The 25,637-nt window shown below is 60.3% G+C and carries 23 protein-coding genes; 14 read left to right on the top strand and 9 right to left on the bottom strand.

Annotated features, from left to right (window positions below; genetic code table 11):
• Positions 1-8: 8 nt before the first annotated feature.
• The 5 genes from accB to gcbA form a co-directional block, all read right to left on the bottom strand.
• Positions 9-470, bottom strand: a complete 462-nt coding sequence (gene accB, locus MO767_RS17465) for an acetyl-CoA carboxylase biotin carboxyl carrier protein (RefSeq protein WP_282481510.1) — start codon at positions 468-470, stop codon at positions 9-11.
• Positions 471-518: 48 nt separating this feature from the next.
• Complete coding sequence (gene aroQ, locus MO767_RS17460) at positions 519-971, bottom strand: type II 3-dehydroquinate dehydratase (protein WP_033059577.1); 453 nt, start codon at positions 969-971, stop codon at positions 519-521.
• A gap of 131 nt (positions 972-1,102) precedes the next feature.
• Entirely contained in the window at positions 1,103-2,842 is a 1,740-nt protein-coding gene (locus MO767_RS17455; RefSeq protein WP_282481509.1) for a protein-disulfide reductase DsbD, read from the bottom strand.
• A gap of 160 nt (positions 2,843-3,002) precedes the next feature.
• Positions 3,003-4,949, bottom strand: a complete 1,947-nt coding sequence (locus MO767_RS17450) for a methyl-accepting chemotaxis protein (RefSeq protein ID WP_282481508.1) — start codon at positions 4,947-4,949, stop codon at positions 3,003-3,005.
• Positions 4,950-5,001: 52 nt separating this feature from the next.
• Positions 5,002-6,672, bottom strand: a complete 1,671-nt coding sequence (gene gcbA / locus MO767_RS17445) for a diguanylate cyclase GcbA (RefSeq protein ID WP_282481507.1) — start codon at positions 6,670-6,672, stop codon at positions 5,002-5,004.
• Positions 6,673-6,957: 285 nt separating this feature from the next.
• Between gcbA and MO767_RS17440 the strand changes: the two genes are divergently transcribed.
• The 7 genes from MO767_RS17440 (at position 6,958) to MO767_RS17410 (ending at position 14,499) form a co-directional block, all read left to right on the top strand.
• A complete protein-coding gene (locus tag MO767_RS17440) occupies positions 6,958-8,025 on the top strand; it encodes a DUF2333 family protein (protein WP_282481506.1) in 1,068 nt (355 codons plus the stop codon).
• Positions 8,026-8,028: 3 nt separating this feature from the next.
• On the top strand, positions 8,029-8,586 hold the full coding sequence (locus MO767_RS17435; protein WP_282481505.1) for an NUDIX hydrolase: 558 nt from the start codon (positions 8,029-8,031) through the stop codon (positions 8,584-8,586).
• Positions 8,587-8,764: 178 nt separating this feature from the next.
• A complete protein-coding gene (locus MO767_RS17430) occupies positions 8,765-9,136 on the top strand; it encodes a translation initiation factor Sui1 (protein WP_007907444.1) in 372 nt (123 codons plus the stop codon).
• 214 nt (positions 9,137-9,350) lie between these two features.
• A complete protein-coding gene (gene speA / locus MO767_RS17425) occupies positions 9,351-11,264 on the top strand; it encodes an arginine decarboxylase (RefSeq protein WP_282481504.1) in 1,914 nt (637 codons plus the stop codon).
• 233 nt (positions 11,265-11,497) lie between these two features.
• Positions 11,498-12,826 carry a contractile injection system protein, VgrG/Pvc8 family gene (locus MO767_RS17420; RefSeq protein WP_282481503.1) on the top strand — a complete coding sequence of 443 codons (1,329 nt, stop codon included), beginning with the start codon at positions 11,498-11,500 and terminating at the stop codon, positions 12,824-12,826.
• Positions 12,823-13,605: a DUF4123 domain-containing protein gene (locus MO767_RS17415; protein ID WP_282481502.1), complete on the top strand. Its 783-nt coding sequence runs from the start codon at positions 12,823-12,825 to the stop codon at positions 13,603-13,605. Before MO767_RS17420 ends, MO767_RS17415 begins: the two co-directional genes overlap by 4 nt.
• A gap of 18 nt (positions 13,606-13,623) precedes the next feature.
• Positions 13,624-14,499, top strand: coding sequence for an alpha/beta hydrolase (locus MO767_RS17410; RefSeq protein ID WP_282481501.1), 876 nt, complete (start codon positions 13,624-13,626; stop codon positions 14,497-14,499).
• Here the strand turns inward: MO767_RS17410 and MO767_RS17405 are convergent.
• Both MO767_RS17405 and MO767_RS17400 read right to left on the bottom strand, forming a co-directional pair.
• The gene (locus tag MO767_RS17405) at positions 14,493-15,842 is read right to left on the bottom strand and encodes an MATE family efflux transporter (RefSeq protein WP_282481500.1); all 1,350 of its coding nucleotides are present in this window, start codon (positions 15,840-15,842) and stop codon (positions 14,493-14,495) included. The two genes, MO767_RS17410 and MO767_RS17405, sit on opposite strands and share 7 nt — an antisense overlap.
• 66 nt (positions 15,843-15,908) lie before the next feature.
• The gene (locus MO767_RS17400; RefSeq protein ID WP_109627794.1) at positions 15,909-16,202 is read right to left on the bottom strand and encodes a hypothetical protein; all 294 of its coding nucleotides are present in this window, start codon (positions 16,200-16,202) and stop codon (positions 15,909-15,911) included.
• A gap of 162 nt (positions 16,203-16,364) precedes the next feature.
• Between MO767_RS17400 and MO767_RS17395 the strand changes: the two genes are divergently transcribed.
• The 5 genes from MO767_RS17395 (at position 16,365) to MO767_RS17375 (ending at position 20,751) form a co-directional block, all read left to right on the top strand.
• Positions 16,365-16,667, top strand: coding sequence for a MazG-like family protein (locus MO767_RS17395; protein ID WP_129438809.1), 303 nt, complete (start codon positions 16,365-16,367; stop codon positions 16,665-16,667).
• Positions 16,667-17,416, top strand: coding sequence for a methyltransferase domain-containing protein (locus tag MO767_RS17390; protein WP_282481499.1), 750 nt, complete (start codon positions 16,667-16,669; stop codon positions 17,414-17,416). The genes MO767_RS17395 and MO767_RS17390 overlap by 1 nt, the downstream gene beginning before the upstream one ends.
• Positions 17,417-17,428: 12 nt before the next feature.
• Positions 17,429-18,043: a DUF4136 domain-containing protein gene (locus MO767_RS17385; protein WP_282481498.1), complete on the top strand. Its 615-nt coding sequence runs from the start codon at positions 17,429-17,431 to the stop codon at positions 18,041-18,043.
• A 54-nt stretch (positions 18,044-18,097) separates the two neighbouring features.
• On the top strand, positions 18,098-18,655 hold the full coding sequence (locus MO767_RS17380; protein WP_282481497.1) for a DUF4136 domain-containing protein: 558 nt from the start codon (positions 18,098-18,100) through the stop codon (positions 18,653-18,655).
• A gap of 113 nt (positions 18,656-18,768) precedes the next feature.
• A complete protein-coding gene (locus tag MO767_RS17375; RefSeq protein WP_282481496.1) occupies positions 18,769-20,751 on the top strand; it encodes a pilus assembly protein TadG-related protein in 1,983 nt (660 codons plus the stop codon).
• Here MO767_RS17375 and MO767_RS17370 read toward each other — a convergent pair.
• The gene (locus MO767_RS17370) at positions 20,721-23,474 is read right to left on the bottom strand and encodes a PAS domain-containing sensor histidine kinase (protein WP_282481495.1); all 2,754 of its coding nucleotides are present in this window, start codon (positions 23,472-23,474) and stop codon (positions 20,721-20,723) included. The genes MO767_RS17375 and MO767_RS17370 overlap by 31 nt on opposite strands.
• Complete coding sequence (locus tag MO767_RS17365; RefSeq protein WP_282481494.1) at positions 23,471-23,911, bottom strand: TadE/TadG family type IV pilus assembly protein; 441 nt, start codon at positions 23,909-23,911, stop codon at positions 23,471-23,473. Before MO767_RS17365 ends, MO767_RS17370 begins: the two co-directional genes overlap by 4 nt.
• Positions 23,912-23,986: 75 nt before the next feature.
• On the opposite strand from MO767_RS17365, the gene MO767_RS17360 reads away from it, so the two are divergent.
• Positions 23,987-24,457 carry a prepilin peptidase gene (locus MO767_RS17360; protein ID WP_282481493.1) on the top strand — a complete coding sequence of 157 codons (471 nt, stop codon included), beginning with the start codon at positions 23,987-23,989 and terminating at the stop codon, positions 24,455-24,457.
• 173 nt (positions 24,458-24,630) lie between these two features.
• Positions 24,631-25,413 (top strand): response regulator transcription factor, encoded by a 783-nt coding sequence (locus tag MO767_RS17355; RefSeq protein WP_282481492.1) that lies wholly within the window; start codon positions 24,631-24,633, stop codon positions 25,411-25,413.
• Positions 25,414-25,637: the final 224 nt, after the last annotated feature.

Below are 25,637 nucleotides of genomic sequence, written 5' to 3'. Positions count from 1 at the left end.
TCCGCGGTTCAAACGATGGTGAACAGCGGTTGGTCGTACTCAACCGGCTGGCCGTCTTCGACGAGGATGGATTCGATCACACCACTGGTTTCAGCTTCGATGTGGTTCATCATCTTCATGGCTTCGACGATGCACAGGGTGTCGCCTTTCTTCACGGTCTGGCCGACTTCAACGAAGGACGGCGAGCCTGGCGAAGACTTGCGATAGAACGTGCCGACCATAGGCGAACGGGCAACGGTGCCGTTCAGCACTGGCGCGGCCGGAGCAGCAGGAGCGGCAGCGGCAACCGGAGCAGCAGCAACAGGCGCCGGCGCCGGAGCGTGCATTGGCGCTGGAGCGTAATACTGCTGAGCCGGGGTCTTGCTGTGACGGCTGATGCGAACGGACTCTTCGCCTTCCTTGATCTCGAGCTCGTCGATGCCAGACTCTTCCAGCAATTCGATCAGTTTCTTAACTTTACGGATATCCATGAATCATCAACTCCCAAGGGTCGGTCAGGGGCGTTTAACGCTTGTTGTTCAAGCCGTTGCCGGTCTTTCAAGCTGCTCTAGTGCGGCCTCCAGGGCCAGTCGATAACCGCTGGCGCCAAGGCCGCAGATCACTCCCACCGCTACGTCGGAGAAGTAAGAGTGATGGCGGAAAGGTTCGCGTTTGTGCACGTTAGACAAATGCACTTCGATGAATGGGATGCTCACCGCCAGCAGCGCGTCACGTAATGCGACACTTGTGTGCGTAAAAGCTGCTGGGTTGATCAGAATGAAGTCCACACCTTCGCTGCGGGCAGCGTGGATGCGGTCGATCAATTCGTACTCGGCGTTGCTTTGCAGGTGCAGCAAATGGTGGCCGGCTTCACGGGCACGGCGTTCCAGGTCCTGGTTGATCTGCGCCAGTGTCGTAGCGCCGTAGGTGCCCGGTTCACGGGTGCCGAGCATGTTCAGGTTGGGTCCGTGCAGAACCAGTAGCGTCGCCATCTGCTGTTCCTTGTGATCTGTGTGCAATTGTCAGAACCCGGCGACTATGCCGCAAAGCCTTTGTGACTGTCCAGTTCTATGCAATAGCCAGCACGATGGCCGATGATTGCGCGAAATATGTGACCGGGTTATTAAATCCGGTCATTTGCTTTCGCAACACGTTCGGCGAAGTCCGTGGCGTTGATCTCGCCGATCACTCGCACATCGGCGTGTTCGACGCCGTCCTTGCCGAAAAACATCAGCGCTGGCGGGCCGAACAGTTTGTAGCGGTCGAGCAGGGCGCGCTGCTCGACGTTGCTGGCGGTGATGTCGAAGCGGATCAGTCGATAGCCTTTGAGGCCTTCGACAACCCTGGCATCGTTGAGCACCTCGTGTTCGATGACTTTGCAGCTAATGCACCAGTCGGCGTACCAGTCGAGCAGCAGCGGGGTGCCCAAAGATTTGGCTTCGGCGAGGACGCGGTCCAGGTCTGCCGGGGTGCTGACGGTTTGCCAGGCCCTGGTGTTTCGCGGTTGCTCATTGCTGGCAACCGTGCGCGGCTGGCCAATCGGATTGAGCGGGTCGGTCTGGCCGCTGAATGCACCGTACCAACACGCCAGCGCGTAAAACAGCAGGAACATCCCGAGCAACTGGCCCAGGCGTTTTCTCGGCGGTTTGTAGACGAATTCCAGCGCTCCCATGAACAACCCGACGCCACCGGCCAGCAAGCCGATCAACAGCAACGTGATCTGACCCGGCAGTACTCGACTGAGCAGGCCGATTGCCAGCCCCAGCAACAAAACGCCAATCGCGTTTTTCACATAGATCAGCCAGGGTCCGCTTTTCGGCAGCCAAGCGGCGCCACCAGTGGCGACCAGCAACAGCGGTGCACCCATGCCAAGGCCGAGCATGAACAATTTCAGACCACCGCCCAATGCATCGCCGCTGGCGCTGATGTACAGCAGCGCGCCGGCCAGCGGTGCCGAGACGCAGGGCGACACCAACAGGCTGGAAACCACGCCCAGCACGGCGGCGCCCCACAACGAACCGCCTTCGGTACGACCGGCGATCCGATCCAGCCGGCTGCTGATGGCGTGAGGCAGCTTGAGTTCGAAGACGCCAAACATGGCCAAGGCAAACAACGAGAAAAACGTCGCGAACGGCACCAGCACCCACGCCGATTGCAACCGCGCCTGAAGATTGAGCTGTGCGCCGAACATCCCCATCAACGCGCCAAGCAGGGCGAAGCAGGCTGCCATTGGCAGCACATAAGCGAGGGACAGATTAAAACCGCGCAAACCACCCACCTGACCGCGCAACACCACGCCGGACAGGATCGGCAGCATCGGCAGCACACACGGTGTGAACGTCAGGCCCAGGCCAGCGAGGAAGAACAGCGCCAGTTCGCGCCAGCTCCAGGCCGGGGGCGCGCCCGCGCTGCCATCAATACTCAGGCGCTCGGTTTCGGGTGGATAGCACAAGCCTTTGTCGGCGCACCCCTGATACGTCACCGCCAGGGTGAAGGCGCGTTGATCGGTGCGCGGCAGTTCGACTTCGAGAATGCCGTGGTAGACCTCGACATCGCCGAAATACTCATCGTGCTTCTGTTCGCCCTTGGGCAGTTGCGCGGCGCCCAGGGCAACATCGGCCGGGTCGGCGCGAAACTGAAAGCGGTGCCGGTAGAGGTAGTAGCCCTCGGTGGCAACGAAACGCAGCTTGATCGATTGCGGTGTGCTTTCTACCAGACTCAACTGAAAGGCTTCACGCACCGGCAGAAAGTCGGCGCTGTTGTTGATCGAGCCCAGCGTCGAACTGGGCCGACTGTCCAGCAAGCCGGCGGCGGTGGCCGGAAGGGCGAGCACTAAAAGCAACAGGCAGAGCAAACGGCGCATGACAATCTCGCGTATCGAAAGTGAAGGCATGATAGCGGACAGTCGCAGGGTGTACAGGGCAAGACCTGTGGTGATTGTTCTGACGCTATCGCGAGCAAGCTCGCTCCCACAGGGGGACGCATTCCATTGTGGGAGCGAGCTTGCTCGCGATGGCGGTCTGTCAGACGCGGAAGGCTTGGACGGCGGTATGCAGTCGTCCACCCAGCACCAGCAAATGCTCCCCCTGCACCCGTCCCTCGCCGATGCGCAGCAAGTTATCCCCACCCAATTGGTGAATCCGCTCACTGTGATCGCGGATTTCGCTGACGGCGCCGCTCTGCTGGGCGGTGACATCGGCGATGCGCACGGCGGTGTCGGAAATGGTCTGGATCGCACCGACGATTTTATCCAGCGCACCGTCGGCGGCCTGGGCCTGATTGGCAGTGGCTTCGGCGTGTTCAACCTGGGCGCGCATGCCTTCCACCGATTGTCGCGCCGCGGTCTGCAAACCGGCGATCAGGGTCTGGATCTCTGCTGTGGCGCCGGCGGTGCGTTGCGCCAGTGAGCGAACTTCTTCGGCCACCACCGCAAACCCTCGACCCATTTCCCCGGCACGGGCCGCTTCGATGGCGGCGTTCAGGGCTAGCAGGTTGGTCTGGTCGGCAATCGAGCGGATCACTGTCAGCACGCCGCCGATGGTCGCCGACTCTTCGGCCAGGTGTTCGATCATTTGCGCGTTGCCTTGCACTTCGCCGACCAGTGCGTGCAGCCCGGTGAGGCTCAAGCCGATGACTTTCTGGCCGTGCTCCACCGCCTGCCCGACATGGCGGCTCGCGTCGGCCGCCTGGCTGGCATCGCCGGCAACCTGTTGAATGGTCGCTTCCAGCTCGCCGAGAGAATCACGGATCAGCGCCGTGTCGCCGGCCTGATGTTCGGCGCCGCTGTGCAGGTCATTGCTCAGCTCGGCCAGGGTTCGGCTGCTACCGGCGACCTGTTCGGCGTTGAGGCGAATGGTCCCGACCAGGTCGACCAGATAGGCGCGCAAGCGATTGAGCGAAGCTTGAATGTCATGCAGTTCGCGATTGGTCTTGCCCAGTTCAATGTCCCGGCTGAAGTCACCCTCGGCCCAGGTAGAGAGGGCCGGGGCGAGGTTGGTCAGCGTCCGGGCCAGTTTCCGTTGCAAGGTGTCGATCAGCAAAGCAATCAGCAGAATCAGGCCAATCATCACCCCTTGCATCAGTCGCACTTCGCCCTGGATCTGTCCGTGCTGGGCGCGAACCACCGGTTCCAGCCCGCCGATGGCCTGCTGCACGGCGGCGATTTTCAGGTGCGTGGCGGCGCTGAGGTCGGTGCGCTTCTGGATCTGGTCACGTGTGCGCGCCAGTTCGGCCGGGTAGCGAGTGAGGAGGCTGTTCAGTTCACGCTTGAGGCCGACGCCTGCATCCTCGGCAACGGCTTTGTCATTGTTCTCCAGGCCCATCATCGCCGAGAAATCATCCGTGTTCGATTCACTTGTGCTCGTCACGCCCAGCAACGGCAAGGTGTCCAAAAGCTCAGCCTGGGTGCGGATGCTGCTGACTTCACGCTCGACATCGGCGGCTAATTCGCTACGGCCGCTGCTGACCAGTTTGTCCCGGGCCAGAGACAATTTGCCCAAGTGCTGGGAGGCAGCGAGCAGCGGCGTCAGATACGCCGCGTTAGCGCTGGCGTACTGGCTGAGCTGATCGAGGCTGGCACCAAGTTCGCGCTCGGCTTGCAGCAGCAGTGCTTGCGGATCGCCCGCGAGTTTGCCGGCGGCCAGCAGGTCGGTTTTGCTGAATTCTTCGAGGTTCGACAGGCTCGGACGCAAGGTGTCGGCCAATGCCGGTGGCAACTCGCCGAGTTCCTTTTGCAGGCTGTCGATAGCCTGGCTGGCGCTACTCAGGCGCAGGGCATCGCCGCTGGAGAGGTAGTCCTCGATGTTGCGCGCGACTTCATTTTGAAATTGCTGGGACAAGCCCAGGTAACGCTCCATCAATAGATAGGGGCGTTCCAGGGCCTTTTGCGACCACCAAAGCGTGGCGCCAAGGGCCACGCACACGGCGACTAAAAGGAGGGTGTTGAGATTGGTCAGCAGCTTCAGGCGCATCGCGGGTCTACCAACGGCAGAATGGTAAGTGCCTGAAGTTATTGCGTTTGTGTTACAGAGTCATGACCGAATCGGTCGATTCCGATGAAAAAGTGGCACTTTGCTTTGATGTTCGCGCAGCCTGCACGCGATTGCGTCCGGCGTCTTTTGCGCGGTACAGCGCTTCGTCTGCCTGGCTGGCCATCATCAGGCTGTCGGAGTGTTCACACAGTTCCACCACCCCGGCGCTGAACGTGCACCAGAGGTCCTGCGGTTGAGCCGGGTAGTGAATCTCGGCAAAGCGTCGACGGATTTCGTCGAGCACTTTGTGGGCCGATTCGAGATCGGTGTCTGGCATGACAATCGCGAACTCTTCACCGCCGTAACGGCCGATGAAGTCGGTCTTGCGCAAACGTTGCTTGAGAAACAGCGCCAGGCTCTTGATCACTCGATCGCCCATGGGGTGGCCGTGGCTGTCGTTGACCCGTTTGAAGTGGTCGATGTCGAGCATCGCAAAGCTCAGCGGCTTGTTCTCGCGACGGGCGCGGAACGAACAGTCTTCGAGCAATTGCAGAATGTGGGTGTGGTTGTACAAGCCGGTCAGGCTGTCGCGGACCATTCGCGCTTTCAGATTGCGCGCCCGCGCCGCGCGGTTGCGCACGGTGGTAATCAGGTGCCGGGGCTTGATTGGTTTGGTCAGGAAGTCGTCGCCGCCCTCGCTCATGGCGTCGAGCTGCTTGTCCAGATCGTCTTCGGCTGACAGGTAAATGATCGGTACGCTGACGTAACGGTCGTTGTGGCGGATTACCTTGGCCAGCTCAGTACCGGTGCAGGCTGGCATGTACATGTCGAGGATGATCAGGTCTGGCTGGAAGTCCGCGAGTTCGGCCATGGCCTGGATCGGCTCGATCAAGGTCCGCGTGACGATCCCGGCGCTGTTGAGCAGACGCTCGGTGTGCAAGGCCTGGGCGCGGGAGTCGTCGATGATCAGCACTTTGTAAGGTTCGTACTGGGCGACGCAGGTCAGGACTTCAATCTTCTCCAGCAGGCTCGAGGCTTCGAGGGTGCCGGTCAGGAACTCCTGGCCACCGGCACGCACGGCGGCGAGGCGGGTCGGGGTATCGGTTTCTTGCAGGCTGAAGAACAACAGCGGCAATTGATAATCGAGGCCTTCCTGGGCTTCGGCGGCCAGTTTCAGGCCGATGCCGGCTCCACTGAAGTCCACGTCCATGACGATCGCCGCAGGCAAGCGCTCGACCATCGAAGAGCGGAACGCCGCAACGCTGTCGAGCGCTTGAGCGCTGAGCCCAAAAAATTCCAGCTGCTTGGCCAGACGCTCGGCGCGGTCGTAATCCTGCAGCATCACGTAGATTGGCTTGCGCAGCGGCGGCAGAAAGGTCTGGTCCAACTGATCGCCATGGCGCAAGCCGGTGCGTGACAGGCGCTGCATCAAACGATTGAGGTCAGTGATCAGTCCGCTGCTCAGGCGTCCGCGATTGGCGTCGACAGCCTCCAGCGACTGACCGATGTGGCGTGCCAACTGCGTGTGTTCAGGTTGTTCGAAGCGCTCCGCGAAACGCAGCAGGCGCAGATTGGCCTCGCTCAGTTCCGATAAGTCGGTGGTGGACCACTCGCTGCGTTGCAGGCGCTGCCATATCTCAAGAATTTGACGTGCCTGATGAATTACCCGCTGGGCAAAGTGGTGCTTGAGGCGCTCACGGCTGGGGTCTTCTGGCTCGGTCATATCCTGACTACTAGTTAGGGTGCATGCTGAGATCGACTGGTGGCTCTATGCTAGCACCTCTTTTCCATCGCATGAGTGTCGTACATCAATTAACTGCAAAGCGACCCTATTCAGTTTCTGACCGACTGGTCGCATAGGATAGAAGCTGTGCTTCATTTATAGTGGCCGTCGATCGTAGTCATTGTGCGGGTAGTGTTTACGCGGATTTAATGTGCGGCAAACGAGGCACGATGAGATAGGGTTGTGGTCGAACCGATGAACTCAAGTAATTGAAAGGATATCGCCATGCTGGACTGGAAGAACCGCGCGGGCAGCGCGCCTGAACGTGCCGCTGAACCGAAGTCGGCCACCCGCAGTTACTTGGGTGGCCTGTTATTCAGCCGGGCGCTGGCCACTCTGATTGCCATTTACTTGCTGGTGGCTATTGCGCTGGGCTGGTACTGGAGCCAGGAACCTGCGCTGTTCCCGGTTCAGCAGAATGCCCAGATGGCCGCCGAGAAAGAAGGCAAGCAAATGGTCATCGGCTACACCACGGTCGAAACCCTCAAGACCGTCGCCGGTACTTTGCTGACCAAACCGGGTGGCTATATTTCCAACGACCGTTTTCCGCCGGGCCTGTGGATGGATAACACGCCGAGCTGGGAATATGGCGTGCTGGTCCAGGTCCGTGACTTGACGCGTGCCTTGCGTAAAGACTTCGCCCGTTCGCAGTCGCAATCTGCCGAAGACTCCGATCTGGCCAAGGCCGAGCCGCGTTTCAACTTCGACAATAAAAGCTGGGTGCTGCCCTCCAGTGAGTCCGAGTACCTGGAAGGCATGAATTCCCTGAGCCGTTATCAGGCGCGCCTGTCCGATCCGTCGCAGAAAAACGCGCTGTTCTACGCCCGCGCCGACAACCTGAACAACTGGCTGGGCGATGTGGGTACTCGTCTGGGTTCACTGTCGCAACGGCTGTCGGCCAGCGTTGGCCGGGTCAAGCTCAACACCTCGCTGAAAACCGAAGTCGTCGCGCCGGGTCAGGTGCCGCAGGTTGACGAAGAAATCGTCGAAACCCCGTGGATGCAGATCGACAACGTGTTCTACGAAGCCCGCGGTCAGGCGTGGGCCTTGTCCCATCTGCTGCGCGCCATCGAAGTCGACTTCGCCGATGTGCTGGCCAAGAAGAACGCCACGGTCAGCGTGCGTCAGATCATTCGTGAACTGGAAGCCTCGCAGGAACCGGTCTGGAGTCCTATGATCCTTAATGGCAGCGGCTTCGGGGTGCTGGCCAACCACTCGCTGGTCATGGCCAACTACATCTCCCGGGCCAACGCCGCAGTGATCGATTTGCGTCAATTGCTCAATCAGGGCTAAGTCATGGTCGATAGCGCCAGAGAGGTCGCGCACCGCGCGGCCTCGGATGCCGAACAGATCGCCTGGGTGGACGAGCAGGACAATCTGCTCGGCGCCCTGGTCCGCTCCGACCTGCGTGAACGCGGGCTGATCGGACGCGGTACTTACATCATGCTGTTCAATTCCGCCGGCGAACTTTGCGTGCATCGACGCACGCTGAGCAAAGCCATTTACCCGGGTTTCTGGGATGTGGCAGCGGGGGGGATGGTGCTATCGACCGAAACCTACGCCGAATCGGCTGCCCGCGAGCTGGAAGAAGAACTGGGCGTGAGCGGTGTAGAACTGACCGCCCATGATCACTTTTTCTTCGAAGACACCGGCAATCGGCTCTGGTGTTCGGCGTTTTCGGCGGTGTGGGACGGTCCATTGATCCTGCAACCGGAGGAAGTGCTGGAAGCACGCTTCATCCCCATCGATCAGGTCCTGCTGGAAATCCAGCAAAAGCCTTATTGCCCGGACTCTCTGGCTGCGTTGAAGCGGTATCTTCGAGCCCGAGGGGCGGACGTCGCAAAAGAGGCATAAATTGGCGCCGATTGGCTCTTAGCAAGTCGGCTTTTTGCCGTTACACTGCGCGACCTTTTCAAGCTGAACCGGTATTGCCTGGCTCAGTAGCGCTGCCCCTGCCTGAGTGGGGCTTCGCGGTCGATGGCACTTGCCCAAGTTGCCGCGACCAGTCTTTGTCCTCCCAAGAGGATTGCCGGTGGCCAAAAAAGCCGCATCCTTCGCCGCCCTTGGTGGCCTGGTATTTTCCACCGACGCAGGTCGTCATTGCCCGGATTGCAGTCAACCGGTGGATGCCTGCATCTGCAAACAGACCGTTATCCCTGCCGGCGACGGCATCGCTCGCGTGCGTCGCGAAAGCAAGGGCCGTGGCGGCAAGACGGTGACCACCATCACCGGCGTGCCGTTGGCCGAAGACGCACTCAAGGACCTGGCGACCACGTTGAAGAAACGTTGCGGGACCGGTGGTGCGTTGAAAGACGGAATCATTGAAATCCAGGGCGATCATGTCGAGCTACTCTTGGCCGAACTGATCAAACACGGTTTCAAAGCGAAGAAATCCGGCGGCTAGCAGCCTCTGTGAAAACCACCCTCGGCTTGATCCAGTCCTGACAGCAGGTCTGGCGTCGTCTACATGGTTTTCACAGAGCCTGTTCTGACCGGTTTCTAAACTCACTGCGGTCAGCGAGGTCTATCCCCTCGTTGACGAACCGTCATTTTCATTCTTTAGACTGCGCCGGCCTGAACCCAGGCGACGCTCTATGACTTCTTTATAGGGGACTTCAATGTCCGTACGACGCACACGCAAAGACGATGGCAGCCAATGGACAGTTGCGGACAGCCGCAGTGTTTACGGGATTCGCCATTGGGGGGCCGGGTACTTCGCGATCAATGACGCCGGTCGCGTCGAAGTTCGTCCGAACGGTCCGACCAGTTCGCCTATCGACCTCTTCGAGCAAGTTGACCAGCTGCGTAAAAGCGGCCTGTCCTTGCCGTTGCTGGTGCGTTTCCCTGACATTCTGCAAGACCGCGTGCGTCAGCTGACCGGCGCGTTCGACGCCAACATCGAACGTCTGGAATACCAGAGCAAGTACACCGCGCTGTACCCGATCAAGGTGAACCAGCAAGAAGCGGTGATCGAGAACATCATTGCCACCCAAGACGTGTCCATTGGTCTTGAAGCCGGCTCCAAGCCTGAGCTGCTGGCCGTGCTGGCCCTGGCGCCGAAGGGCGGCACCATCGTCTGCAACGGCTACAAGGACCGCGAATTCATTCGTCTGGCGCTGATGGGTCAGAAGCTTGGCCACAACGTGTTCATCGTCATCGAGAAAGAATCTGAAGTCGGCCTGGTGATCGAAGAAGCCGCCTCGCTGAAGGTCAAGCCACAGGTTGGTCTGCGCGTGCGTCTGTCGTCCCTGGCGTCGAGCAAGTGGGCCGACACTGGCGGCGAGAAATCCAAGTTCGGCCTGTCGGCGGCGCAACTGCTGTCGGTGGTCGAGCGTTTCCGCGCTGCAGGCCTGGACCAGGGCATTCGCCTGTTGCACTTCCACATGGGCTCGCAGATCGCCAACCTGGCGGACTATCAGCACGGCTTCAAGGAAGCGATTCGTTACTACGGCGAACTGCGCAACCTCGGCCTGCCGGTTGACCACATCGACGTCGGCGGCGGTTTGGGCGTGGACTACGACGGTACGCACTCGCGTAACGCCAGTTCGATCAACTACGACATGGACGATTACGCCGGTGTCGTGGTCGGGATGCTCAAGGAGTTCTGCGACGCGCAGAACCTGCCGCACCCGAACATCTTCTCCGAAAGCGGTCGTTCCCTGACCGCTCACCACGCGATGCTGGTGGTGCAAGTGACCGACGTCGAGAAACACAACGACGACGTGCCGCAGATCGAGAACAAGGAAGAACTGCCGGAAACCGTGCAGTGGCTGGTTGACCTGCTGGGCCCGACCGACATCGAGATGGTCACCGAAACCTACTGGCGCGCCACGCACTACATGAGCGACATCGCGACCCAGTACGCCGATGGCAAGTTGACCCTGGCCGAGAAAGCCCTGGCCGAGCAATGCTACTTCGCGGTGTGCCGTCGCCTGCACAACTCGTTGAAGGCTCGTCAGCGTTCGCACCGTCAGGTGCTCGACGAACTCAACGACAAGCTGGCCGACAAGTACATCTGCAACTTCTCGGTATTCCAGAGCCTGCCGGACACTTGGGCCATCGGCCAGGTCCTGCCGATCCTGCCGCTGCACCGTCTCGACGAAGAGCCGCTGCGCCGTGCCGTGCTGCAAGATCTGACTTGCGACTCCGACGGCAAGATCAAGCAATACGTCGACGAGCAGAGCATTGAAACCAGCCTGCCGGTTCACGGTTTGAACGACGGTGAAGACTACCTGCTGGGTATCTTCCTGGTCGGCGCCTACCAGGAAATTCTCGGCGACATGCACAACCTGTTCGGTGACACCGACTCGGTGAACATCTATCAGAACGCTGACGGCAGCGTGTACCACGCGGGTATCGAAACCCACGACACTATCGAAGACATGCTGCGTTACGTGCACTTGTCGCCGGAAGAGTTGATGACCCACTACCGCGACAAATGCGCCAGTGCCCGCATCACCGCCGCCGAGCGTACCCAGTTCCTCGACGCACTGCGTCTGGGCCTGACCCGTTCGTCTTACCTGTCTTCTTGAGGTAAGGCACCGCTCTCATCAGGTTGTCTGAAAATGTTCCGCACGTAGCGGAAATTTCAGATGACTTGGTGGGATTCCTCTCTGATTTCAAGCGAAATGACTTACATTCTTGGCCATCCAAGTGATGTGGTCTTCTTTTCGCGTAGGTCATTTCCTAAGTTGTACTTCGGCACTCTACTCGGCCAACTCTCTCGGAGAGAATCCCCGACCGCCCCTCCTGTAGAGAATCGCCGATGTTCGATCCAGTCAACGAGCCGTCATTTCGTCTGGATGTAGAGGGTCTGCCCGACCCCTTTGTGGTCTTGGCCTTTACCGGTAGAGAAGCCATCAGCGAGCCTTTTGTGTTCGACGTGGATCTGCTGATCGATGACCCGACACTCGACCTTGCAAGCCTGCTGTACCGTCCGGCCTTTTTGCATGTCGGGCCTGCGGGAAACGGCTTCCATGGACAATTGCATGAGCTCGTCCAGCGTGACCATGACTTGGCTGTCAGGCTCTGTCGCGTACGTCTGGGGCCGAAGCTGGCGTGCCTTTCCCTGCGCTTTAGTCAGCGAGTTTTCAGCGCGCGCTCGGTGCCGCAAATCCTCAGTCAGGTGCTCAAGGAGCACGGTATTGCCGGCAAGAGTCGGCGCTTTGAGCTGAGTGGCGATTACCCGGCCCGTGAATTCTGTACGCAGTACCGGGAATCGGACCTGCAATTTATCCAGCGTCTGTGTGCTCAGGAACGGCTTCACTACCATTTCGAACACGGCGAGCGCGGGCATTGCGTGGTTTTCGGTGATGGTCAGGGGCACTTTCGTTTCGGCGAGCGCGCGGTCTTCCAGGTCGAGAGCGAGCAATCGGCCGTGCGTCAGTTCAAGCTTCTGGGGTGCGCTGAGCAACGAACCGCGCCGATTGCCGAAGGTCGCACGGACCTGACGGCGCTGCGCAGCGGTCAGTTCATGCCGCTGTCCGGTCATCCGATCGCCGACTGGAATCATCTCTGGCTGCTGACCCATGTGGAGCATCAGGGCAGCCAGGATTTAACGGCGTCCTACAGCAACCATATCCGCGCGATTCACTGGCAGGTGCCTTTTGTAGCGCCTCATTGCGCAGTGAAACCCAGGATGCACAGCCTGCAACGGGCCTGGGTGGTCAACATTGATGAGGCATGCCCCGATCCGTCCAGACCGGTTGCCGTGCAATTTGACTGGCTCTATCAGGGCGAGGGCGCGGTGCCCAGCCACAGCTGGCTGCCGGTGGCCGCTGAGCTGGGCGACGCGGCAGTCACGCAGTTGAGTGAGGGGGCCGAGGTGGTGGTGAGCTTTATCGAAGGGGATCCGGATCAGCCGCTGATAACCGGGTTTCTTCACGTCCCTTCGTCTGTTGATGAGGCTGAGGAGGTCGGCCCGCCGCGCACATCCACGGCCGATGATGTCGACGGCTTGCTGGGACTTCTGCGATCGAGCGAACCATTGATGTTGCTATGTCTGCTGCCCGGTGGCGGCAGTTTCAACCACTGCACGCAGGCCCTCTGCACCTGCCGGGCGGCGATGCAGTTTGGCCAGAGCGGTGCGGCATGAACGCCGCGACCCCGCAATGGCTATTGCTGGATGTGCCGGGTGCGCCACAGGCGGGGGCGATGCTGCAACAGCAATTTGCGCATGCCCGGTGGTTCTGGTTGTTCGAAGGCACTGAGTGGCATGCGTTGCGTGAACACGGCCCGGCCCTGATCGACCTTCGGACATGCCCAGCGCTGACCGGGTTGTGTGACAGCGAAGTGCCCCTGTGGCGAGGCTTGCTGATGGCCAGCGAGGTGTCGTCGTCGCGGTTGCTGGAGCATTTGCGCCGCATGCTTACGGTCACTTTCGGTGTGCATCACCGAGCCTTGTTGAGTTACTACAACCCGCAAACGGCCAGTTATTTGTTCGATGCCTGTGATGCGCAGGAGCTGAGTCGCTGGTTGGGCCCGATCAGCCATTTGCGCTGGTTCGGCGGGACGTGGGCCGACCGCGCGATCGGCAGTCAGGGCTGGCAGCAGCTGGTCAATCCGGGGCTTGCCGTCAGCCCTTTAGCGGTTGAAGAAAACCTCAGTCCTCGTCAGCAGGAAAAACTGCAAACCTGCCTGCTGGAGCAACATGCCTGGCACTGGAGTCGATCCACCGGGACTGACTACAACAGGCTGTGGTCTCACGTGCAGCAAGGGCTGGCGCTGGATTTTACCGAGCGCGCGGTACTTGATGACTGGTTATGGCTACGCTTGCAGTACCCCGGCGCGTTGCCTGGGCACGCATTGCCGGGGCTCACCCAGCAGGAGCGTCTCGATAGCCTGCGCAACCTCTGGCAGAACGATCAACCCTGAAAACGAGGTTCAACATCGATGGCGAGCACCACACAGCGGTTGTTCAGCCTGATAATCGGCGGCGTATTGCTGGCCGTGATGACGGCGTGCTCGCCGCTGAAACTGCTCAATGCGCTGACCCCCGACGCAACCTTCGACAAGACCGTGGGCATTGCCTATGGCCCTGACCCGCGGCAAAAACTCGATGTGTATGTGCCTAGTCCCCCCATGAAAAACGCCCCGGTGGTGGTGTTTTTCTACGGCGGCAGCTGGAACAGCGGTTCACGCAGCGATTACGCTTTTGTCGGCGAGGCCTTGGCGTCCCGGGGGATTGTGGCGGTGCTGGCGGACTATCGGTTGTATCCGCAGGTGCGTTATCCGCTGTTCCTTGAAGATGGCGCCCGGGCCGTGGCCTGGACCCATGAACACATTCGTCAATATTCCGGGAACCCACAGCGGTTGTACCTGATGGGCCACAGTTCCGGGGCCTACAACGTCGCGATGCTGGCGCTGGACCCTGGGTTACTGGGGGCGGTGGGTCTGTCGCCGCACAACCTCAGCGGCTGGATCGGCCTGGCCGGGCCTTATGATTTTCTGCCGGTCAAGAATCCGCAGGTGCGCCCGGTGTTTTTCTGGCCGGATTCACCGCCCCGGTCGCAGCCGATCAATCATGTCAGTCGTGGCGCGCCGCCGGCCTTGTTGATCGCTGCAAGCGACGATGAGCTGGTCAACCCGGCCCGCAACACCGGTGGCCTGGCACGCAAACTGCGCGAGGCGGGCGTGCCGGTGCAGGACCTGTATTTCTCGCGCACCAGCCACGCCACGCTGGTGGCGACGCTGTCCCGGCCCCTGCGCGGTTTGGCTCCGGTGCTGGATGTGGTCACGGCCTTCGTCAACGCCACGCCGACTCAGTGAGCTTTGCCTGCGAGCCAGCCGTCGTTTTTGTGCAGATACCAGGCAAACGCGCCAAGGGTCAGGCTGCGCAGCAACATGAACAATAGAAAGGTTATCCACAGTCCATGGTTGCCCAAACCTTGCAGCGCCCAGGCGAACGGCAGCAATAAAACCACCGTCAGCAGCATGCCGTTGCGCATTTCCCGGGCCCGGGTGGCGCCGATAAACAGCCCGTCGAGCAGGTAACTCCAGACCGCGATCAGCGGCAGTGCGGCGAGGTAGGGCAGGTAGATGAACGCCGTGTCGCGCACGCTCTGAATGTTGGTCTGCATCTCGATAAACAGATGCCCGGCGAACAGGAACAGCACGGCAAAACCCAGGCTCGCCAGCAACGACCAACCGCAGGCCACCACCAATGAGCGACGCAGGGCCTCTCGATCGCGAGCACCAATGGCATGCCCACAAAGGGCTTCCACCGCGTGGGCCAGGCCGTCCAGCGCATGGGCGGTCAGCAGCAAACCATTGAGCAGCAGCGCGTTGGCGGCAACGGTGGCATCACCCAGCCGTGCGCCTTGCACGGTAATCAGGAAAAACACCGATTGCAGCGCCAGGCTGCGGATGAAAATGTCGCGGTTGACCGCCAATAGCGGCCGCCAGCTCTGCCACAGCGCCAGCGCTGCCCAGGCGATGTGGCCAGGATAGGCGCGCAGGGCGTTGCGGGTCATCAGCAGGCCGATCAGCGCGCCGGTCCATTCGGCGATCACCGACGCTCGGGCTGCACCGACCACACCCCATTCCAGGCCGAGGACGAACCACAGGTTCAGCGCGATATTCACCAGGTTGGTGCTCAGCAGAATGACCAGCGGCGCCCGGGCGTTCTGAGTGCCGAGGAACCAGCCGACCAGCGCATAACTGGCCAGTGCTGCCGGCAGACCGAACAGGCGCGTGTGGAAAAACTCGCGGGTCAGCTGATCCAGCTCCGCCGACGGCTGCATGAAATGCAGCGCGACCCCGCTCAACGGCACACCCAGTGCTCCCAGGACAATGGCCAGGCCCATGGCCAGCAACAGGCCCTGCAGCAAGATCTGCCGCAATGCCGCGCCGTCCCCACGCCCGGCGGCCTGTGCGGCGAACCCGGTGGTGCCCATGCGCAGAAACCCCATGGCCCAGGCGAGAAAGGTATACAGGCTGGCCCCGACCGCGACGGCGCCCAACTGATGGGCGTGGGGCAAGTGGCCGATGACGGTACTGTCGACCAGTGCCACCAGCGGTACGGAAATGTTCGAGAGAATCATCGGCGCGGCGAGCGCCCAGACTCGACGATGGGTAGGGCGGTCGCGCCAGTCGACGATCAGGTTGGACATGCAGGCTCCTTGGGGGAGCGGGCATTGTAGCGACACATCAGAATCCGCAGCGATTCATTGTGGGTGTTAGTGGATTATCCAGCTCAACAACCACAACCCCAGCAGCAACCAGATAATCCCCATGATGATCGACGCATTCATGAATGCCCGAATCGCCGACCACAACAGCATCAACCCCAAAATCAGCGCAATGATGCTGATGATCGACGTGTCCATGCCCAGCGCACGGGACAACCCTTCGACAAAGTTGCTGCCGGCGTGGCTCAGCAGATTGAACAAACCGCTGAGGCCGTCAACGATGAAACGGATAACCGAACCGAGTGCCTGGCCGAGCCATTCGAAAAAACTTTCTACCTGCATGTCGTGAGCGTCCTTGATGAAAGTGGTGGCGTGGTTGCCGGACTTGAGCCTTGGGCTATCGAGCAGGGTGCCGAGTTCCCTCCAAGCATAGTGGTTTTGCAGCGCTTGCCGCTTGCCTTCATTCCTTATCCCCCCGAAGCTATACGCCTTCAGGAGAGCCCGATGAACCTTGTTGAACTGACCGAACGCCTGCACGCCATCCGTGACCGCAATGACTGGCGGCAATTTCACAGCCCGAAAAACCTGGCCATGGCCGCGAGCGTGGAAATGTCCGAGCTGGTGGAGATTTTCCAGTGGCTGACCGAAGACCAGTCGCGCCAGTTGCCGGCGGACACACTGGCCCATGCCGGGCAGGAAATCGGTGACATCGTGCTCTATCTACTGCTGCTGTGCAGCGAGTTGGGGTTGGACATGAATGAAGTGGTGCGCAGCAAACTCGCGGACAGCGAACGGAGGTTCAGCTGATGAGCGACCGTCATTTCGATCAACTGGCGACCCGCTTCGCCGAAAAAATCTACGGCGGTGCCAAAGGCGCGATCCGTCTGGCGGTGCTTCAGGCCGACCTGGCCGAAACCTTGCCAGACCGGCCGTTACGCGTACTGGATATCGGTGCTGGTCTGGGCCACATGTCGTTGTGGCTGGCCCAGCTTGGTCATGAGGTCACGCTGGCCGAACCCGCCGAGCCGATGCTCGAGGGCGCCCGCCAGCGCTTTACCGATGCCGGGCAAACAGCGACGTTCATTCAGGCGCCGTGGCAGGAACTGCTCGGCCAACTCACCGAGCCCTACGACCTGGTGCTGTGCCACGCCGTGCTGGAATGGCTGGCCGAACCTCACGCGATCCTGCCGGTGCTGCATCAATTGACCAAGCAGGATGGCTGGTTGTCCCTGGCCTTCTACAACCGCGATGCGTTGATCTATCGCAACCTGCTCAAAGGCCACTTCCGCAAGATGCGCAAGAACGACATGGCCGGCGAAAAGCAAAGCCTCACTCCGCAACAGCCCCTTGATCCACGGGAACTGGCGGCGCAACTTGAAGGAATGTGGCAGGTCGAAATCCAGAGCGGGGTGCGGGTTTTTCACGACTACATGCCAGTGGAATTCCAGGCCCGCGTCGAACTGGCGGACTTGTTGGAAATGGAACTGGCCCACCGCCGTCACCCAAGCTTTGCCGGGCTTGGGCGCTACTTGCACTGGATCTGTCGGCCGGTCTGATCGGAGCACGAAATGAACAGTCGTTCGGGCTTGTTGGTGATTTGTCTGGGGTTGTCGGCCTGCCAGGGCAGCAACCCTTATGTGGCGTCATCCAACCCCCTGCCACCCGCGCCGCCTCAGGCGGCCAACACCTTTGACCGCAGCGCCTACCCGGCCCCGCCGCGCGACTACGGGCACTACCGCAGCTGGGCCTGGCTCAACGGGCAGCTTCCGCCGGGCAGCGCCTGGGCGGATTCGGGGCAGGTCGCCGAAGCCGTCAGCAATGCCCTTGATCAACGTGGTTTGCGCCCGCTGCACGATAACCGCCCGGCCGACCTGTTTGTCAGCGCCGACCTGCACCTGGAAACCCGCCTGCGTCAGGTTCGGGACGACTATGGTTACGACGGCGGCGGTTATGGCGGTTACAACCGCTACGGCAGCGGTTACGGCATGTACAACACCGTGCCGATCGTGCGGACTTATCAGGAACAGGTCGTGGTGGTGCGGGTTGATTTGTTTGACGCTCAGAGCGGTCAACCGGTATGGAGTGCCAGCGCTGAAACCAGCAATCGCGGCAGCCAGAGCGAGCGAGCCGACGCGATTCGGGAGGCTGTAGAAAAGGCGATGTCGGCGTATCCTCCCAGTTAGCTTCTGTCGTTAAGAAGCATTGCGCAGGTTCATGTCTTCAACCGGAGAAATATCATGTTCCGCCGTTTCGCTTTACTGGCTGTGGCCGTGCTGCTCAGTGCCTGCGCCGGCAACCAGGTCAATCATGACTTCGATGCCAGCCGCGACTTCGCTGCCTATCGCAGCTGGAGCTGGAAAGAACCCGCCCTGCAATATCGCCCCGATGACCCACGGATCAAGAGCGACCTGACTGAACAACGCATCCGCCAATCGGTGACCGATCAGTTGGATCAGCGTGGCCTGCGTCCGGCAGCGGATGGCAAAAAGGGCGATTTGAGCGTGCAGACCTATCTGATCGTCGAGCAGCGCCAGCAACAAGTCACCACCAACTACGGCGGCACTTGGGGTAATCCATGGAACGGCTACTGGGGCGGGCCGATGTACAACGAAACTCGTAACGTCAGCTACAAAGTGGCGATCATCCAGATCGACCTGCTTGATGGCAAGGACGGCAAACTGGTGTGGCGCGGCAGTGACGAGCAGATACTTAGCCGCACACCGAACCCGTCGGATCGCAGCACGGCGATACGTGAAACGGTGGGGCGAATTCTCGCCAACTACCCACCCAAATAAACAGCTGGACGATCTATTGCTTGTGATCTGCGAGCAGCCCGGGAAAGTGCCAACTACACTGCTGTTCACCCATGGAGGTAGCCCTCGGTTGTGCACCGGCAAAGGAGTGCGCGATGTCTCCCCGTTTGCAGTTTCGCAGCCCGTCCCGGCAACGGGGGGCGATCGGTTTGATGGCGGCGCTGACATTGGGCATGGCCCTGATGTTCTTGCTGGTCGTGGTCGACAGCGGTCGTTTGTACCTGGAAAAACGTGACCTGCAGCGCGTAGCGGACATGGCCGCACTTGAAGCCTCTACCCGAAGTGGTGATTGCGCCGCTGGCAACACCGCTACCGTCTATGCCACCGCCAGCGCAAACCGTAACGGCTTTACCCTTCCTGACCCCAATCGCAATCTGTTGGTCGCTTGCGGTGCCTTGACCCTGGATGCCAATAACCTTCGGGTGTTTGGCGCCGACCCGAGCAAGAGCGAAGCCATTCGGGTGATCGCCAGCCATTCGGTCCAGCAGAGTTTCGCCGGCGGTGTCGGCGCCCTGTTCGGCGGCGCGCCACGCGCGGCAACCATCAACCTGACGGCCAGCGCTGTCGCCGCATTACCGCCACCGCGGGCTTCGCTGACCCTGCGCAGCACGACGCTGAGCGTCGACACCAGCAAATCGACCACGCTCAATGCGTTATTCGGTGGTTTGCTCGGAGGTAACCTGAATATCAACGCGGCGGGCTGGAACGGACTGGTGAACACCAACGTCAGCCTGCTCGGTTACCTTGACCGATTGAAGGTCGACCTTAACCTCAGCGCTGCCGGGTATGACCAGGTATTGGGCAATACGATTGCCGTCAGCCAGCTGATCCAGACTGCCGTCAATGTGCTGGACCCTGGCGGCACACTCGGCGCGACCGCAACCATTGCGAGTCTTCAAGCGCTGAAAGTCGCGGCAGGCGCAACCACCGTCGTACTCGGCAACGTGCTGCACGTCGAGGCTGGCAGCACCATGACGGCGCTGGGGACAAACCTGAAAGTGTTCGACCTGATCGAAGCCGTCGTGCAACTGGCCAACAAGAAAAACGGCCTGGTGGCGACCCTGCCGATCAACCTCGCGGGGCTGGCGCAAATCACCGCTCGGGTGCAGATACTGGAGCCGCCACAGCTCTCGGCTATAGGCAATCCGAAAAAAGCCGCGCTGGATCCGTTGGGCCCCAACCGCATCTATGTGAGAACTGCCCAGATCAGGACATTGCTGTCGATCGACTTGCCGGCGCTCGAACCCATCGTGGCGCTGGTCAATGCGGTGGCCGATCTGGCAGGCCCCCTGACCAACACACTCAACGCCTTGCTCAATCTCAACCTGGTGGGGGTTCTCAATTCACTGACCTGTGCCTTGCTCGTGCCCTGCCAGACTCCCGACATCATCGTGCTGCCGCCACCGATACGTCTCGACGTGGCGCTGGACGTTGCCAGCGCCAACAGCTATGTCACTGCCTACAGTTGCGTCAGTACCACCAACAAAACCCTGACCACCAACACCAGCACTTCGCTGGTAAAACTGAAGATCGGCAAGATCGATCCAGCCACCGCTTTCGGCAGCAACACCACGCCACCGGCGGTAGTGGTGCAGCCGTTGAAGGTGATCGATATCGGGGTGAAAACCTGTCTGAGGCTTCTGTTCCTGCCCATCTCCTGCAACCCAAGGGTTCCAGGCGTCGGCGGCGGTATCGACATCATGGCCGACACCACCGTGGCACAGAGCGCCAACATGCCGCACGTCTATTCCGCACCGCCGGCCACCAGCCTGCCGGAGATCAACCAGCCACCGTTCTACTATTCCTGGTCCACCAGCAACATCGTCAGCAGCCTTACCGACACGCTGACCAATATCAAGGTCAACATGTACGGCCCGACGGGCAGTCTGGTCGGTGGTCTGGGGGCGATCCTCAGCACTGTCACCACATTGCTGGTCAACGCGATCAATAGCGTGCTCAGCCCGTTACTCGACACCTTGATCAACACACTGCTGCTCAGTCTGGGAATCGATCTGAACAAGGTCGATGTCGGCGCCAACCTCAGTTGTCACTCAGGACGAGCGACGCTGGCAATCTGATCGTCGGCGGCAATCGGCAGTTCGATACAAAACCGTGCGCCCTCGACCGAGTTTCTAACGCTCAGTTTTCCGCCCATGTTCTCGACGATGCCGTAACTCACCGACAACCCGAGCCCCGTGCCGACACCCACGGGTTTGGTGGTGAAGAACGGCTCGAAGATCCGCTCCAGTAACCTCGGATCGATACCGCCGCCGTTGTCCTCGACCCACAGCCGCACCGAATACGCATCACGTTCGGCGTACACCGAGATCCACGGTTTGAACTCGCGGTCGGCCTCGCGTTTGCCGAGCAACGCATCCCGAGCGTTGACCATCAGATTGATCAACACCTGTTCGAGTTGATCGACGTAACCGCGCACTTGCACGTCAAACCCGGTCTCGTTGACCCGCAGATCGACCCCTTTGCCGCGCATCCCTTCGGCCAGCAGCGACAGCGTGCCTTCGATGGCTTGCGCCGGATTAAACGGATGTTGCTCGATCTCCGAGCGGCGGCCAAACACCCGCATGTGATCCACCACCCGTGCGGCGCGCTGGACCTGTGCATCGATGCGGTTGAGCTTGTCGGTCAGGTAGTCGATCTGCGCATCGCCGTTGCTCAGACGCTTGAGCACATTGACGATGGCCATGCGCATCACATTCAACGGCTGATTGATTTCATGGGCCAGCCCTGTGGCCATTTCACCGAGGGTGGCCATTTTTGCACTTTGGGTGAGCTGCTGCTGGGCGCGGCGGACCTCGGTGTTGTCGCGCCCCACGGCCTGAATCTCCAGCAAATGGCCGTGCTCATCGAACACCCCGCGATCCGACCACACCCACCAGGCATGTTCCCGTCCCGGCAGTTGCAGGTTGATTTCCGCAGTGCTGACCGGGAACTCCGGGCTGAGTCGGCTGAGCCGCTGGAGAAACGCTTCGCGCTGTTCCAGCGACATCCAGCTGCCCAGATTCACCCCGGGCAGTTGCTCGGGCTGGCACTCCAGGTATGTCGCCAGCGGGCGGTTGCCGAAGGTCAGGGTCAGGTCCAGGCGGTAGCGGCAGATCATTGCCGGAGAGTCTTCCACCAGGATCCGGTAACGTTCTTCACTCTGTTTCACCTGTTCGGCGGCCAGGGTTGCTTCGGTGACGTCCAGCCACAGGCCGACGGCCTCCACCGGCAAACCAAGGTCGTCGCGCAGTAGCTTGGCTTCATCGAGTAGCCAGTGGTAATCGCCGCGACTGTCGCGCAGCCGATAACGGGCGCGCACCGAACCTTCACGCAGCAAATGTCGGGTACGTTCGAAATACCGATCGCGGTCCTCTGGGTGCACCCTTTCAACCAAGGTCCCCGTTGCGCAATCAGCCAGTGTCCAGCCGAGCAGCGGCAGTAGGCTGGCACTGAAAAACGTCGGTTGCAGCGCACCTTCGACATAGCGCTGCACGTAGATCACCGCCGGCGAGCTGGCGATCAGATTGTCCAGACGGGCATGGGCCGCCGCGGCGTTTTGCTCCTGGTTTTTGATGTCGCTGATGTCGAGCATGAAGCCCACAAACCGCCGGCTCTTACCGATGCCCAGCACCTGGCCCTGCAGGCGATACCAGTTCGGTGTTTGTGCCAAACGCACGCACAGCAGCAGCGGGGCGCCGTCGTCTTGCAAGGCTTGCAGACGACTGCTCAGCTCTTCCCGGTCGGCGGGGTGCACCCGATCAAGCCAGTCGTGCAGCGGCAAGCGATCGATCGCAAGGTTCAGGTTACTGGCCAGCGACGGCGCCAATTGCACCTCGCGACTGTCGCTGAACACCTCCCACCATCCGGTGCCGAGCAAGGCTTGTAGCGACTCCAGCCGTTCCAGTTGCAGATGGTGCCGGTGCTCGCGCAAGCGCTCAAGCAACGGGCCTGCCAGCGCGGCGGTCAGTTGTAACCAGTCGCGATCATTCAGCTCGGGTGCCTGTTGCTGCACCGGATAAACGCCACACAGCAACCAGGCGGCCACTCCCTGAGCATCGTGATAGGGCACCGCGAACCCTTCGGCATTACCGAAGGTGCCTTGCAAACGGGGATGTTCAGCGGGCGTCAGGCGTTGCGGCGCAGAGCCGCTCAGGCTGTCGAGCCCCGTGCCCAGGCGCTGAGCGTTTTGCCACAGCTGGGGCGCATCGAAGGCCGCGTAATGCTGGTGTATCTGCCAGCCTTCTTCCTGTTCATCGAGCAACGCCACCGCAATGCATGGCATGTGGAAACGCTGGGCCAGGCCTTGCAGCTGTTCCACCAACACCTCGGGCAGGCGCGTCAGGTTGCACCGGCGCAACTGTTCGCCGATCTGCGCTGCGAGTGATTGGCATTGCTCGCGGCTGCGTGATTGTCGACGTTCGAGCAGCAAGTCGCCGATGTCCAGCAACTGCAACAGCCAGGCATCGGCCAACGGCTGGACCCAACCACGCAGGTGCAGGGGTTGTCCGTTGAGGCTGTAAAAGTCCAGGTCCAGAGAGTGTCCCTGCCAGTCGACGGGCGAGCCTTCAACGGTGAGGCCGCTGTGGGGCATGAGGAAATCGAGCAGGTTCGGTGCTTGCGCCGCGGGCGTCTGCTGGGCCAGCGCATGCCGCAGCGGGCCGGTCAGGTGAATCACTCGACCTTCGGCATCGAGATGCATCTGCAAACCGACACTTTGCACGCTCAGGGTGTCTGGCGTGTCCACGGGCGGAGGCGGATGGCGGTTGAGCAGGCGCCCGAAGAGTTTGTCTGCGGAACTCAAAATTGCAGGCTCGAACTGGCGGTGAGGTTTGCCGGCAGATTGGGCACTTGGCCAATTCCCGGCACGGTCAGAAACGGGATGACTTGCTGCAGTTTGCTGGTGGGGTAGTTGATGCTGACCTTCAACACCCCGCCCACGTAGGTGGCGCTGGCGTCGGTGGCGACATTGAAATTCAGTACGGCAGGAATCCAGGCCAACTGTCGGCTCAGTTCTGTCGTGGCAACGGTTTTTACCGCGGTGTCGTATCCGGGAGTGCTCGGATCCAGCGCCACGCTTCGGCGCACCGCTTCGGCAGTCGACTGGGTGAACGACTGCATCAGCAACAGCGGCAAGCTGTAAGTGACAATTCCATAAAACACCGCGAAAAAGATGAGAAACACCAACGCGAATTCAATCGCTACAGCGCCTTTTTGCTTACGGGGGAGGCCTATTTTCATGACTGCGTCTACCCTGATATTCACGACGTGATATCAGCATAGAATCATTCAGCCAAAACGGACGTTTTTTACCGGATGCAGAGCTTTGTACTACTGATCTGGCTGACGCTATGCGCAGCACAGGATGCTCGAGAACGGCACATCGCCAATGGCCTGACCCTGGGTGCAGCGGGGTTGGCGCTGGCGTATCTCCTGTGGACGGGCACTACCTGGCTGGGGGCCGAGGCGGTGCAGGGCGGCTGGGCTTTTTTGCTGGCGTTGGCTTTTACCTTGCCCGGTTATGCGCTGAAACGCTTGGGCGCAGGCGATGTGAAACTGATGACCGGCCTGGGGCTGGCGACGGATGGCATGCACCTGCTCGGCGTGTTCATCGGTGCCGGATTGGCCAGTGTACTGTGGCTGCTGTTGGCGCCAAGAGTCTGGCTTCATATCGGTCAAGGGCTTAGAAATCATCTTCGATATCTGGGGCCTGGAATGTCAAAGAAACAGCCCTTTGCACCCTTCGTACTGGTGGGCCTGTTGCTCACACTCGCCTGGTTTCACTAGTCATCCGTTCTATGTACAGAGTCGGAAAGTACGTCTACTTTCAATTCAGTAGTTGTACAGCCAGTGGCTGTCACTAGGGGGCGTTCTCAATTAGTTTCCCCACCGCGCCGGGGAAACTAATTGAGAACGCCCCCTAGAGGAACGGTCAACTTTGACCTCGCAGGGAATCGCACGTGAACAAGCTTTCTTCGGCAGTAAAAATCCTTGTGGTCGACGACCAGCCGCTGATTGTCGCAGAGCTCTGTGAGGTTCTTGAAGACAACGGTTACCGTTGCGTTGGGTGCGAAACCGGCAGGCAGGCAATCGAGCGTTTCAATGAAGACGAAGCGATTAGCCTGGTGCTTTGCGATTTGCAGATGCCCGGTCTGGATGGAATTCAACTGGTTCAGGAGCTGCAACGGTTATCCGGCAAGCACCGTGTATTTGAAGCGATCATGCTCACTGGGCGTGCGGACAAGCAGGATGTGATCAAGGCTTTGCGGGCCGGGTTTGCCGATTACTACCAGAAGCCGATTAATTTGGTTGAGTTGCTCGAAGGGATTGCGCGTCAGACAGTGGTTTTGCAAGAACGGCAGAAGAGTGTGCAACTGGGGCATCTGGATCAGAAGCTGCAGTATCTTGCCGAGTCGATCGATGGTCTGTATCAGGACCTGGATAAGGTTCGGCGTGGGCCATCGTTGTCAGTGTCCACTGATGAGGATGTCAGTGCTGTGGATCGGGTTGAGATTCCGGCGATTTTCAGTCAGCTGTCCCCAAGGCAGTTGGAGGTGGCGCGGTTGGTGGGGAAGGGGCAGACGAATTATCAGATTGCCTGTGAGTTGGGGATTACCGAGAACACGGTGAAGCTTTATGTGTCGCAGGTGTTGCGGTTGACGCATATGCATAATCGGACGCAGTTGGCGCTGGCCTTGTTACCCAGTCATTCTGGATTGCGTCAGGGGGTGACTGCGCATTAGGTTTTTGTTGGTGTGCCTATCCATTCCTGCGGTAACGGCCGCTTAGGATTTTGCCCTTCCGGCGACTCACTTTTTTTACAAGCGCCCGGAATGCCTAATGCCACTCAGTTAAGCCGTAACGCGATCTGTAGCAGCTGCCGAGCCCGCGAGGCTGCGTTCGGCTGCGTAGCAGTCGTAAAATCAGTCATTTGGTGCGTCAGGCATACCGCGTCAGCCGGACTCAC

Source organism: Pseudomonas sp. UYIF39 (genome assembly GCF_029963765.1).
Lineage (GTDB): Bacteria > Pseudomonadota > Gammaproteobacteria > Pseudomonadales > Pseudomonadaceae > Aquipseudomonas.
The sequence above is the reverse complement of the archived record's forward strand: the minus strand, read 5'-3'. Positions and strand labels throughout refer to the sequence as shown.